The following is a 13,570-nucleotide window of genomic DNA, read 5'->3' on the forward strand; positions in this document are numbered from 1 at the left end:
GTCTTTTTAATTCTACCTTCTAAGTTTTGTCTTTAATAATATAAACCGATTTGCGGTTTGTCAGGAAGTATCATAAAATCGCAAGCACAGTGATGAAAACAACACTAATAATTGCAAGGGCAACGAAAAATACAGCACTTGAAAGCCCAAGGGCTAAAAAGATCGAGTTGGAAATAAGAATATAGGAGTTAAAAATTTGCATCGCTAAAATTACAAACGGGATGGCAATTAATGATCCTAAAATTAAAACTGGTAAATAAATACTATAAAATAGGCGTACTTTTGTTTTATTGGAATAACCTAGAACATCAAGAATTGCAATATTTTGCTGATTTTCGTTAATAATTGAGGAAGCAATTATTACTAAAATGATCAGCGAGACAATTAAGAAAATAATTACAACAATGTTAATTCCGGCACCAAAAAGGTTGGCGAAATTGGAAATAAAGTTAGTTTCAATATTTTTTGCCTCAACACCAAGAACACCGATTTGGTAGATTGTATTGCCATAAATTTCGTTAAAGTTTTTCAACGCCTCTTTCATTGACGGAATGTTTTGGTTAACAAACGAAGGATCAGTTAGTGATTTAAAATTAAGGGCAGAATTTTGGTTTAGTCAGAGTTTTGCATTTGCCGGTTTTTTGAGATTAATAACTTTAAGAATTTCTGACTTTGAATAGCCTGCAAGTTGCAACACACCTTTGTTTTGGTCAACTTCATTTTCGCTAAAAGCGAAAATGTTAGCAAAAAAACCAGTTGTATCGTCTTGGTTGAGACTATCAACGTTAATTTCCGAACTTCCAGCTCAATAACCCGAAGGTGAATATAAGCTAAATGAGTTGCTAATTTGTTCAATTTCTGGACTTGAAAGAATTACACCGTTAAATGGTTTTAAATTATAAGGGGCTAAATTTTTATCAAAAATGTCAAGACCTAAAAGTTTGTTAGCAATTTCTTGCGAGGTAATTAGTTCGGAATTAATGTAGGTATTCGAAATGCCAATAATTTTGAATTTAGCCGTTTTTTGGGCAATATTTCTAATTTTCGCCTCATAACGGTCGACGGAGTTCAAAATTGGCAGTTCAATAATTGAATTAAGTCCTAAATTATGTTTTTTTGCAAAAACATAATTTATTACTAAAGGATAGATGTTGTTTTCAATTTTGTATCTGGCAATTTCGGCTAATAAATTATTACCAGCTTCGTCTTTTATTTCAATTATTGGATTTTTTTCATTTTCGGTGTTATAACCATAAATTTTTAAACCGTTTTCGACATCTGAACCAGAGGTATAATTAGTGTCAATGTAAGTATAAACTTTGTTTTTTGGTAAATTAGGTCCAGAAATCGGACTAAAGGCGACACCGGCAAAGCCGACAGTAAAATCTTTATCAACTTGCGGATTTAAATAAGATTCAACTAAAAATTTCCGGTAGGCATCACGATTACCCGATTCGCCAAAAATCGAAACTTCATGAGCGCGGTAGTCGTTTTTACTTTCATCATAACTATAATACCAAAAACGACCTTGATTTGGGTTAGAAGAATCGGCTAAATATTTAAAATACGGTTGTTTTTGCTTAATTTTCTCGGGGATATTTTGTGCTTTTTCCATTTGGTAGACGACTTTATTGGAAATTGCAAAAATGTTATTTCGTAATGATTCGGGTAGATTTGCAAGGACGATGTCAAAAATTGATAAATTGTTTTTTTCGTTAAATTTAATATTTAAACTCGAACGGGATAAGACAACTGGATTTTTTGTTAAGAGATTAATTTCGCCGTTTTTGTTATCCTCGCCAAAAACGCTCGGATTTCCTGGGCGGAAATAATTTGGCGAGTTAAAATTAACCTCAGCAGTGCCACCAACGGGAACATAAAGGTTTTTATTTAGCGATTTTGCATTATAAGGAACAAGCGGTCCGCCTTCTTTTGTTGGTGAAAATAGATTTAATTTATAAGAATAATGACGGTTTTCATAGGTTTTATTAATTGTATTTTGGAAAATATTATAAGAAGATAGTGAGAAAATTAGGATAAATTGCACAACAACAATTGCAATTACTAGTGAGATAATTTTTCAGATTGAATTAATTACTAATGAAATCGAAAATTTGTTGACAATTTTGCTTTTTCAAAATAGTTTTGCCACTTTTTGGGCAAATTTTGAGGTATTAACCTCGTTAATTCCTGACAATAACTGGTGCGGTTTTTGCCTTAGATTTCAGAGAATTACAAGATAAATTAACGCAGAAAGTCCTAAAAATGGAATAATTAAGGAAAAAATAAAGGAAATTGGCTCAAAACGGTAAATATTAATATCAAATTCTCAAAATTGCGAAATTAGATTAACTAACGGAATTTTGGCAAAAAAACCAACTAAATAACCGAGTCCGCCGCCGACTAGTGAGATAATTAGTCCAATCGAAAGAAACGATGAAGCAATTTCAAAAAGCGAATAACCTTGCGCGCGGAGAATACCAAGAACTTTATTATTTGTCGAAATATAACGTTTAATAATGAAAGCAACGGCAAAAAGCACTAAAATTGATAAAAATAAGGTTAGATAAATATTTGTAGTTGAAAAAGTTGCGATAATATTTGATCCAACCGAAATTCGTAAAGATCTTTCCGGGTTTAAATAGTCAATTTCGCTTGCGCCAAAAGTTCGCTGACGATAATTAGTGGCAAAATTTTTCGCAATTAAATTATCAGTATCAGTTTTGAACTGTTCCAAATTAGCATTTGGTTTTAACTTTACAAGTAAATAATTTTTCACTAAATTTGACCGATAAGAGTATCGCGCCTTATCAAATCCGTACTTATTAACATAGACAAGCGCTTGGTTGCTTGGATCAAGTTTGATGTTTTTCTCATCGATTACTGGATATAAATAATCAACGCTGAAATCATTACCAACAATAATGTATTTTAGTCCACCGGCATTTAAAATGTATTTTGGATCAAGTTGCTCTATTAATTTTTCAATATCACTAGCATTATCAGGAATTTCTCCGTGAAAAACTTCTTTTTTGTTTGTTTCTAAATAAGAATTGTTAACTTTAACAACATAAGCGCGGTTGTCATCGATATTAATTGAGTTATTTGCGAGTCGGGAAACGATAATTTTTTCGAAAAATTTATCATAAAACTTATAAATGTTAATTCCAAAAAATTCAGGATTTTCCTTTGATTTTTCGGCAAGCATTTTCGAAATTGATCTTAATTTGTAATAATCAAGTGAAATATTATTAACATTATTATCAAAAACAAACGGTGAAATATGATGATTTTCGTATGTTATTAGTAATTTAACAAATTCAGCTTCAAGCATTGAAGGATCAGTTTGTATTTGCGAAATTCTTGGTAGGCGGGATTGTAAAATGAAAGCAAGGTTAAAATTGTTAGCATCTTTTTCATCTTTTGCATCCGGGTTTGTCGCAAACCATAAAGGAACTTGCGGTAATTGTGCCGAGAAAAATTGACCTAAACCAAGTGAGTCTAAATTAAGACCAACAAGTAAAGGATTTAAGTTGGAAAATTCTTGTACTAACAATGAAAGAAAACGTTTTTTAAATGATGAACCAGAAAATTTATCGTTTAGAAGAAAATTTTCCATAATATATTTTACCGATTTATCAAAACGGGCATCAAAAGGATAATTTTGCGCATAATATGCCAAATAACCTAAATTTTCAACTAGTTCGGCACGATTTTCTTCTAGTCAATTTCTTAAATTTCTTTTATTGCCGTACTGATCGGTGTAATTTTTATCAAAAACGGGATCGTTTATGAGATTTTTAAAGTTTTCGTTTTGAATAAAAGATAAACTAGTTAAATAAGGTTGTAAAATTGACCTTGAAGCAGCCGGCAGACCAGCAAATAATCCTTCTTGATTTTCAAGATTTTTAATTCCACCAAACAATTCGGTTCTATTTAAATCGTTAGCCAAAGATCCTGAAGTTGATTGAATAAATAATTTGTTAAATGCTTGTTGTAAGTCAAAGTTTGAAAGGTTATTTTCGGCGACAAAGCGGATTCAAAAACGGTAGTTACGAATTGCGATTTGACTAATTGACTCAGGATTTGCGATTATTGAATTTTGTAATTTAACAACTTGATCTTCAGAAGCAGAAATATAAATTGGTTTTAGTCTTAATGCTGGTGAAGAAGCGATAAGATTATCGTCAATATCACCAGGCATTCTAATTGAATTTGTAAGATAATATAAAATATCGGCAATTGTTTCGTTATTTGCGAAAATATCACCAGCTTCAAGACTAGGAGGTTTTATATTTGCAAGAATATTTCCTGATTTTGCATAATTTCGGAAACGGAATAATTCAAAAATTTCTTTAATTTGAAGAACTTTTTCTCTAATATCAGCAAGATTATCAAGATTTGCAATTTTTAAATATTTATTTAAAAATAATCTTTCTTTTAAAGTTAAATTGGTAATTTTTAAATTAGGGTTTTCGTTAATTTTTGTCAAAATCGAGTTAGCAATAACATCAATTCGGTTGTTTTGTTCAGTTTTATTTGTGCTAATTTGCGCAGAATTTCAGTTAGAACTAATAAATTGTAAGTCGTAAATATCGATTTTTTCGTCATCGTTGGCAGGAAGAAAATAGCGTAAACCAATTTGCGCACTTCCCGAATCTTTTCCTTTTGATGAAGCGTTTATTATTTTTATTATTGAATTAATTGTATTTTGTCTTGTTTTATCATCGCGGAATAAAGTTGCAATTAATGCAGCTAAATAATCATTAGTTCCTAAATTAGTTCTTTTGAAAAATAGTTGATTTTTTTCATTTTTTTTCTGATTTTCGTTTAGTTGTAAAAATTTATCATAACCAACCGAGTAGGTAGTTTTTGTTAAATGATTTAAATTTCTTAAAAAAGAAGAAATATCAAAATTAGTTACTAACTCAATTAGCCCTTCATTAATGTTTGAATATGGTTTCTCAGTACTTTTTTTACCGTTTAGTTTGCCAAGAATTTTAATTATTTCATTTTGTTTATCGTTAGCAAATTTTTGCGCTATTGGTTTTACTAAAAAACCAAAAAAACCTTTAGTTTTTTCGTCTACTTTTGTGGAAAACAGTGCACTAAAATCAATTTCGTTAATTATGTCGATTAAACCGGATTTCAATCTTGGCTGGTCAATTGCAGCTAAAAACTCTTTAATAAAATCGGTAAGTGTAAAAATATTTGTTAAATAAGGTTCGCTAGCATTTTTTATGTTGTTAAACCAATTATGTAATTTTTCGATTAATTGTTCAAAATTAATCGAAAAAATTATCTTTTTTATACCATTTAGTAAATTAATTGGATTTTTAATTGCTCTACTTAATGCTTCGGCACTGGCAAATTTTTGGATTTCTTCAAGAAAATTCACGCCAAAAGTTGTTAAAACTGGGTTTAGGGCAAAGATTTGCTTTACAAGAAAAAGACTTCTTTCAGAATCAGTTTTTGCCGAATCTTTTGTTTGGTTAATAATTTGGTCTAGAAAGTTTGCAAAAATATCGTTAATAATTGTTGGCCGGTTATTTTTTATTAAAATATGTGCGGCTTTTACGAGTAAATCGCTTAATAAATTGTAATTTTTGAGCCGGTTTGAAAGAATATCGACTAATTTAATTTCATCAGCAGCATCAGCAAGCGCGCTAACTACGGCATCAACATCTGGTTTTAGAAAGAATTTTTTATCAACTAAAACAGAATTATTGATTGCATCGCCAACTTGGAGAAATAATGAACGTGCTGTTTTTTGCGTATCGATTTCATTTTGAACATTTGTAGAAAAATAGTAAAAAATTAAGGGAATTGTTGCAATATTTGAGTAATTATCCACCTTTTTTTGCCAACCATTTGGACCAATTTTACCATCAATTTCGAAGTTATTATTCTCAAGGAAATTAGCAAGTAGAGCCTGCATTCTTTGCTGACGTGTAACCGGATTTATATCACTATCGATTTTGATAATATTTTCTGGTAATAAAGTTCAGTTACTTTCACCTAAATTTTTAAAAATATAACCAAATTCATAGTTAGGTAGCAAAATAATACCGTGAAAATCGGACTTTGGTAAAACGTTAAAACCTAAATCAGGTTGGTCGGTTTTAATTTTTTTTAGATTAACAATTTTTGTATTACGATGATATTCGTAAGTTAAATTTTTATCGTTTTGAAATTCAACATCGCCAAATTCAACTTTTAAATCAATATAGTTTGGATCAATTCCGTAGTTTTCAAAAACATTAGCAATGATTTTTGCTTGAAAAATTGCCGGAATTTTTGTTTTGATTCCCTCAAAAATCCGCCCAACTTCTGGGTATAACCTACTTTGGCCATTAGGTTTTAGGTTTTTAATCTCCTGAAATAAACGACCTAATTGTTGTTCCTGAATATAATCTTGATTTTGAAAATTAACTTTATTAAAAATTTTTGGGCTAATTCCGGAATTAATGAAGTGAATTACTTGTTTTGAACTTGAGTCTTTGTTTTTTTGTTGAACATCGATTGTAAAAGTCTGCCTTGTGCCGATTGAATCAACGACTTTTTCGTCTTTTCCGTTAATTTTTTGTGAATAATTTTGCAAATGTTGATAAAAATATAAGTTAGCATATTCTTGCACATTTTGCGAAAGTTGTAAGAATGTTGAATTTTTAATATTTGAATTTGACAAATTATTCAATTCGTCATTTGTCACTAAAGCTAAATTGTTATTATTAAGTTTTTGAATTTCGGCGATTGTTGTTGTTAACGAAGAATTTTCTCCCTTTTTGTAAAACGGAATGGTAAGATCGGAAATTGAAAGATCAGCAGAGACAACAGTGTCTTTGTTACCATCGGTTGTTGTAATTCTTTTTTCTCAATAGTTTATATTTTGTAATTCCTGGAATTTTTTTGGATCGCTAGCTTTTAAATATGATAGATATTCTTTAATAAAACCAGTAAAATTTTGACTATTGTCATTAATTTCTTTAAGTTTATATTTATGATTTACGTATTCAATTTTTGTTCTAAGGCTACGAATTCAATTTGGTTCTAATTTGTATGTCTGCCCTGGATCGAAAATGTAAAATGAATTAGAATCCCAATTTAGATCGGTTGCCAAGTTGAATTTATCAGAGTTAATTTGAACTTCAAAACCACCTTTTGAATCATCTTTAAAAATAATAAAAGGATTAGAATTTGCACTTTCACTGTTTTGTGTTTTTTGATTATCGATTATAAATTCGCCATTTTCGCTTTGGCGAAGATTTAAAAGTGAAAGCAATTCCTGTGTTTTTAATTCATAACCGATTCCTTGTTTTTGTCAAGTAGATCCTAAAATTTGGTCAAAAGTTGCTTGTTTTGTTTGTACATTAATTACAAGCGAGTTGATAAAATTAATAATCGTTTTATCACCTTGACGAAAAAAAACAAGCAAATCGCTTGCCTTGTAATCTTTTTTATCTAGTGTGATTTTTTCAGTTTTAGGAATCGAGTATTTCTGAATTTTTTTTTCAAAATTTTTCCCATCTCTTGTTTTATAGATTGGAAAAAAAGACTGTGATTTTAAAGTAAAAGTATTATTTTCTGCTAATTGTCCGTTAAGATAAAACTCACGACTAAACTCGCTTGCTTGAATATATTCATCAGTCTTTGCATTATCAGAAATTGATGCCAAACTTATGAAATCTTTATTTATTATTAACTGTTTTTTTAACTTACTTTCTTCTAATGGTGTATAAATTTCTGGCTCAAGTGAGTCATAACCGTTGTTTTGCGCATTTCCAAAATAGTTAAATTCAGTGTTAATTGTTGCATCTTGGAGACCAGAAAATTTTTTATATTCTGCCAAACGCGTAACATAAGCACGGTTTGTGGTAAATAATACTGTAAAAATTGAGGCAGTGAAAAAAACCAAAGTTATTAAACCAATAAAAATAACTTTGGTTTTTAAAAACATCGCAAATATGTGTTTGAAAATTTTCTTCATAATTACTACCAAAACCTAAAATGCTATTATAATTGTAAATTAAAAGCAGAAAAATAAAAGCAAAAACTTTTTCTTTGATTTTTACACTTTAAGGTATAATGGATAATAATTATACTATAAAAAACGTTTTTAGAGCGGAGGATAAAATGACAGAAATTTTATATATAAAATCACATTTGCACCCGGATTCGACTTGTAATAAAGTCGCAAATCTTTTTATCGAACAGTATCGAAAAGAAAATCCTGATGTAAAAATTAGTGAATTTGACCTTAATAACGAAAAAGTGGGCAAAGTTTCGTTAAATTCCGAGAATTTTGCCCACTTTTGAAAAGATGTTGATGCAGATTTTTGAATCGAAAAGTTAAAAAATACTAAAAAAGTAATTATTTCATCGCCAATAATTAACTGGGGTTATTCAGGGCAAATTAAAAATTTTTTTGATGCTGTTTGTCTTGCCGATCGCACCTTTTCTTATAAGTACTCAAAAAAAGGTGGCTCAATTGGTTTGCTTGATAATATCGAAAATGTCCAAATTATTTTAAGCGCACATTCGAAACAATCAGAATTTATAAGTCCAAGTCCGCAAGAGACAATTGCTGGTACTTTTAATTTTCTAGGTGCAAAAAAAATTAATTCACCTATAGTAATTGAGGAATCGTATAAATATAAAAATGCTAATTTTGATGAAAGTATAACTAATTTAATCAAAGAAGCGGTTAAAAACTTTTAGAATATTGAAAAAAGAATTGAGAAATCATGAATATTTTAGTACTAAAATCATCTGTTAACGAAAAAAAAGGTTCATATTCTTCGCATCTATCTGACCTTTTTATCAAATTTTATCGCCAAATTCATCCTGATCATAAAATTGAGGTCTATGATTTGAACCAGTTCGGACTTGCAAATGTCAATTTGACATTAGATAATTTTCAGGATCATAGTTTCTACGAAAAAGTTGAATCTAATTTTTGAATTGATAAATTAAAACAGGCCGATAAAATTGTTTTTTCAACTTCAATGACTAATTTTAACTATTCAGCAACAACAAAAAATTTTTTCGATGCAATTACAGTGCCAAATAAAACTTTTACTCTTGATAAAAACAGCGGAATTTATAGAGGTTTATTAACTAATATTAAAAATGTGCAAATTTTAACTGCCCAAGGTGCGCCAATTGGTTGGTATCCTTTTGGGAATCATACCGCTTTAATTAAGCAAATTTTTGAATTCCTTGGCGCAAATATTAGTGCGCAATCTTTTATTCTTGCCGGGACAAAAGTTGCGCCGGCAAATCAAAAACCAGTTGCGGATTTTGTAAACGACCACGAAAGCGAACTCAAAAATTTAGCACAAAATTTTTAAAAATTTTATAAAAATGTGTTATAATCCTTTTTCCATAAATTAACTTTAAAGGAAATAAAAAATGAAAAAAAATATTCACCCAGAACAGCATGATTTAGTGTTAACTTGTTCTACTTGCAACTCTGAATTCACTATAAAAACAGTTGCGGAAAAATTTTCAATCGATATTTGTTCTGGTTGCCATCCCCAATTTACAGGCGATCGTTCTTTAAATCGGACAACAGGAAGAATTGAAAGATTTCGTCGAATGGCGGCAAAAGCACAAGTTAAAAATAAAAAATAATCTAGATTTGGAGGTTGGAAATGATGGTAAAAATGTTGAATCAATTGCAAGCTAGTTTGACTATTTTTTATGCAAATGCAAAAAATTTTCACTGAAATTTACAAGATATTGATTTTTTATTAATCCATAAATACACCGATAAATTAGCACAGAAAACCAATGATTTTATCGATGAAATTGCTGAAAAAGTTAGAGCACTTGATAAAATAGCGATTTCTAGTTTTTCCGAAATAAGTCAAAATTCAAGTTTTGAACAATTCCCTTCAAAAATTTGGACCACAGAAGAAGTTTTAGATAAATTAGCAAGTCAAATCGAAAAAATTATTGAAATTTGCAAAGAAATCCAACAAAGTCAAGCTAGTGAAATTGATTATTTAGTTTACCCTCTAATCGATGAAATAGTTCTTTATTTCCATAAAGAACTATGAAAAGTTTATGCACAAAAACCAAGTTCTTAATTTTATATACGAACAAGAAGAAATACGAATTGATATTCTAATTACAAAATTAACTAATTTGTCACGGGCAAACGCGCAAAATTTAATTTTGCAAAAAAAAGTGTTAATCGATAACAATTTGGTCTCTAAAAAAAACCAAATTGTTAAAACTGGGCAAAAAGTGGAAATTTTCAATGATTATCAATCTCCAAAACCATCGCTTGTGCCCGCAGAAATGAAGCTCGAAATTGTTTTTCAAGATGAAAACATTCTTTTGATTAACAAACCAAAAAATTTAGTAGTCCATCCCGGTGTCGGAAATTGAAATAATACGCTTGTAAACGGCCTAATTTCCTATTTTGAAAGTAGTTTATTTGAACTTAACAATGTTCGACCCGGAATTATCCACCGACTTGATAAAGATACAACTGGTCTTATTTTAGTTGCTAAAAATGCAAAAGCTCATAATTTTTTTACCAACCAACTAGCAAATCGTGAAATTAAACGTTTTTATAAGGCGATTGTAATTGGTAAAGTTCCCCATAAAATTATGAAAATAAATTTACCAATTGCTCGCGATCTAAAAAACCCTTTGAAAAAAACGGTAAGTCATTTTAATTCTAAACCAGCAATTACTAACGTTGAACTAATCAAACATTTTAATTACCAAAACAAAGATTTTAGTTTAGTTAAATGTCAACTTGAAACTGGTCGAACACACCAAATTCGCGTCCATCTTGCGCATATCGGTTTTCCGGTTTATGGCGATCCGGTTTATGGCAAAAAAGTCGATGAATTAGGACAACGGCTACACGCTTACAAAGTGATTTTTACTAACCTTAACGGTAAAAATCAGGAATTTCGCGTTGATTTACCAAAAGAATTCGATATTGCTTTTGATTAGTTTCTAGTTAAAACTTTTTTCCTTTTTAGTTATTTTAGAATTTTTAATTTTTTTGGTATAACTGTTTAGTAGTAATAAAAAAGTGGATCAGTACTCAAGTGGATGATGAGAATATGTTGCAAAAGTATTAGGGGTCTCAACGGATCCGCGTAGGTTCAAACCCTGTCTGATCCGCCATTGTGCTCTCTTGGCGAGGTTGGTATACACGTTAGATTGAGATTCTAATCCGGAAACGGGTGCAAGTTCAAGTCTTGTCGAGAGCACCAAATAAAAAAATTCCACGCAAAAGTGGATTTTTTTTATTTTTAGTTATTAATGCTAAAAAAAAAAAAAAAATCATCTTTTTTAAATCAAATTTATGGTATAATTCAATAGGTTTTTTTGTGTGGAAGACTTTTTTGCTAATTATTCATTAAGGATTTACGAAAAAGTTGTTTGACCACTAAGAGAATCTTTAAAAGAAAGGATGCTCGACATGGCGAAAAAAAACGTTGTCCGAGTTGCAAAATTGCAATTCAATGCAGGTCAAGCAAAACCAGGTCCAGCGCTTGCTGGTCTAGGGATTGTGATGCCTGAATTTACAAGAAAATTTAATGATGAAACAAAAAATCGCGGGAGCGAACCTGTTCCAGTAAAAATTACGGTTTTTAAAGACAAAAGTTTTGAATTTCAACTATTTACAAGTCCAACCTCATACAAAATTAAACAAGCTGCCAAGATTGAATCAGGATCAAAAAAATCCAAAGCAGAAAAAGTTGCCAAAATTACTTTTGCTCAACTTAAAGAAATTGCTGAATACAAACTTCCTGATTTAAACACTGACAACATTGACAAAGCAATTCTTACAGTTTATGGAACCGCAAAACAAATGGGTGTTGAGGTCGAAGGAATTGAAGAATTTTTACAAGGAGCGAAGTAATGAAAAAAGTTTCTAAAAAATTGCTTCAAGCACGTGAATTAGTTGATAAAGAACGTTTTTACTCACTCGAAGAAGCGATGGAGTTGGTTAAAAAAACTTCTTATACAAAATTCTCCGGATCTGTTGATCTTGCAATCCGACTTAATCTTGATACCCGAAAAGCTGATCAACAACTTCGTGGTGCAGTTGTTCTTCCTTACGGAACTGGAAAATCAGTGCGCGTTCTAGTCGCAACTGATTCATCAGAAGTAGCGGCAAAAGCAGTCGAAGCCGGTGCTGATTTAATTTATTCAACTGCCGAGTTAGAACAAAATCTAAAAATTGATAATTTTGATTTTGACGTAATTGTTGTTGAGCCCAAATTAATGCCAATTTTAGGACGTTATGGAAAAAAATTAGGGCCAAAAGGTCTAATGCCTAACCCAAAAACTGGGACTGTAACCCCAACTCCAGAAAAAGCGGTTGCTGAAATTAAAAAAGGGAAAGCTAATTACCGTGCTGATAAATACGGAATTGTGCATTCATTAATTGGAAAAACTAATATGGAAGTCGATCATTTAGTCCAGAATGCTCGTACACTTTTACATTTGATCCGCCGACTTAAACCTAATTCTGTTAAAGGAAATTATTTTAAAAATTTAACAGTTTCAGCTTCAATGGGACCTTCAATTAAAATTCGTTTCGATAATTTATAGAGAATAAAAAAATTTAAAAAGAATAAATTATCGAAATTAAAACTAAAAAATCTGTGATCAAGATCCTTTTTAAAGGATCTTTTTTATTTAGAAAATAGGCAAGTTTGACAGTTTCAATAATTTAGGTTAAAAAAACTCTCTTCTAAATTAGCTTACAAATTTTAATATGCGAAATTTCGTTGTAAAAATCTTCTTTTTTTAATTTTTTATAATCAGCGTATTTGTTAACAATTTTTTCAGCTTCTAACTCAAATGGCATAATTTTTTTACTCTTTTTTCATATTTTAGTCCTTTATGATAAATTTTATCAAAACAGATTTACCTTAAGACACAAAATATTTAATATTACCGGAAAGTCATAAATTTTAACAACTCACTCTTTTTATTATAAATAAGTTTTTTTTTTTTTTTTTGTTAATTTTCCAATTCACGAAAAGCAAAACCGAAACTTTCATCTAGTCTGGTTTCACATTGAAATTCTACTCTAATACGTTCAAGAAATTCTTTTTTGTTAATCTTGCAATTATTTTTTTTAATTAATTGCAAGATTAAGTTTAAATTCTCAATTTTTGTCTCAATTTCGTAAGAAAATAAAATTTTTAAATTATCAACAACGCTAAGTTTTAAAACTTCTTGAGTCGCCTTTTTATAGCAATTTTGTAGTAAACCAAGCCCTAATTTGCTACCATTTAAAAACCGAATTATGACAATTAGCGAATTTACTATTTTTTGTGTATGTAAAATATGGAAAATTTGTCTTCCTGCCGATCCTTTTGGTTCGTTTGCATCGCTAAATTTGCAATTATGCAAATTAAAACAAACCGCAAACACAATATGAGTCGCATTTTTATATTCTTTTTTAATTTTTTCAATTAAAAAATCAAAATTTTTCTCGTTTTTTATGACAAAACTTAAGGAAATAAATTTTGATTTTTTGATTTCAAATTCAAAAATTGCTTCTTTTGTGATTATTTTTTTCATT

The 13,570-nt window shown here is 29.9% G+C and carries 9 protein-coding genes and 2 tRNA genes; 9 read left to right on the forward strand and 2 right to left on the reverse strand.

The features are described 5' to 3' along the window. Positions 1-19: 19 nt before the first annotated feature. On the reverse strand, positions 20-7,987 hold the full coding sequence (locus tag MDIS_RS01735; RefSeq protein WP_044635375.1) for an ABC transporter permease: 7,968 nt from the start codon (positions 7,985-7,987) through the stop codon (positions 20-22). Positions 7,988-8,133: 146 nt separating this feature from the next. On the opposite strand from MDIS_RS01735, the gene MDIS_RS01740 reads away from it, so the two are divergent. The 9 genes from MDIS_RS01740 to rplA all read left to right on the forward strand — a co-directional run bounded on the left by MDIS_RS01740 (position 8,134) and on the right by rplA (position 12,588). Beyond that, a complete protein-coding gene (locus tag MDIS_RS01740; protein WP_044635376.1) occupies positions 8,134-8,718 on the forward strand; it encodes an FMN-dependent NADH-azoreductase in 585 nt (194 codons plus the stop codon). 26 nt (positions 8,719-8,744) lie between these two features. Further along, on the forward strand, positions 8,745-9,350 hold the full coding sequence (locus tag MDIS_RS01745; RefSeq protein ID WP_044635377.1) for an FMN-dependent NADH-azoreductase: 606 nt from the start codon (positions 8,745-8,747) through the stop codon (positions 9,348-9,350). Between the two features lie 61 nt (positions 9,351-9,411). Beyond that, positions 9,412-9,633 carry a 50S ribosomal protein L31 gene (rpmE, locus tag MDIS_RS01750; protein ID WP_044635378.1) on the forward strand — a complete coding sequence of 74 codons (222 nt, stop codon included), beginning with the start codon at positions 9,412-9,414 and terminating at the stop codon, positions 9,631-9,633. 20 nt (positions 9,634-9,653) lie between these two features. Next, the gene (locus MDIS_RS01755; RefSeq protein ID WP_232034187.1) at positions 9,654-10,091 is read left to right on the forward strand and encodes a Dps family protein; all 438 of its coding nucleotides are present in this window, start codon (positions 9,654-9,656) and stop codon (positions 10,089-10,091) included. Continuing rightward, entirely contained in the window at positions 10,069-10,974 is a 906-nt protein-coding gene (locus MDIS_RS01760) for an RluA family pseudouridine synthase (protein ID WP_044635380.1), read from the forward strand. The genes MDIS_RS01755 and MDIS_RS01760 overlap by 23 nt, the downstream gene beginning before the upstream one ends. Positions 10,975-11,058: 84 nt before the next feature. Then, positions 11,059-11,151: transfer RNA gene (locus MDIS_RS01765), tRNA-Cys, on the forward strand. A 4-nt stretch (positions 11,152-11,155) separates the two neighbouring features. Continuing rightward, positions 11,156-11,240: transfer RNA gene (locus MDIS_RS01770), tRNA-Leu, on the forward strand. A 209-nt stretch (positions 11,241-11,449) separates the two neighbouring features. Further along, positions 11,450-11,893 (forward strand): 50S ribosomal protein L11, encoded by a 444-nt coding sequence (gene rplK / locus MDIS_RS01775; RefSeq protein WP_044635766.1) that lies wholly within the window; start codon positions 11,450-11,452, stop codon positions 11,891-11,893. Then, the gene (gene rplA, locus MDIS_RS01780) at positions 11,893-12,588 is read left to right on the forward strand and encodes a 50S ribosomal protein L1 (RefSeq protein ID WP_044635381.1); all 696 of its coding nucleotides are present in this window, start codon (positions 11,893-11,895) and stop codon (positions 12,586-12,588) included. The genes rplK and rplA overlap by 1 nt, the downstream gene beginning before the upstream one ends. A gap of 414 nt (positions 12,589-13,002) precedes the next feature. On the opposite strand, the gene MDIS_RS01785 is transcribed toward rplA, so the two are convergent. Then, positions 13,003-13,569, reverse strand: coding sequence for a YigZ family protein (locus MDIS_RS01785; RefSeq protein ID WP_044635382.1), 567 nt, complete (start codon positions 13,567-13,569; stop codon positions 13,003-13,005). Position 13,570 lies beyond the last annotated feature (1 nt).

Source organism: Mesomycoplasma dispar (genome assembly GCF_000941075.1).
GTDB lineage: Bacteria > Bacillota_I > Bacilli_A > Mycoplasmatales > Metamycoplasmataceae > Mesomycoplasma > Mesomycoplasma dispar.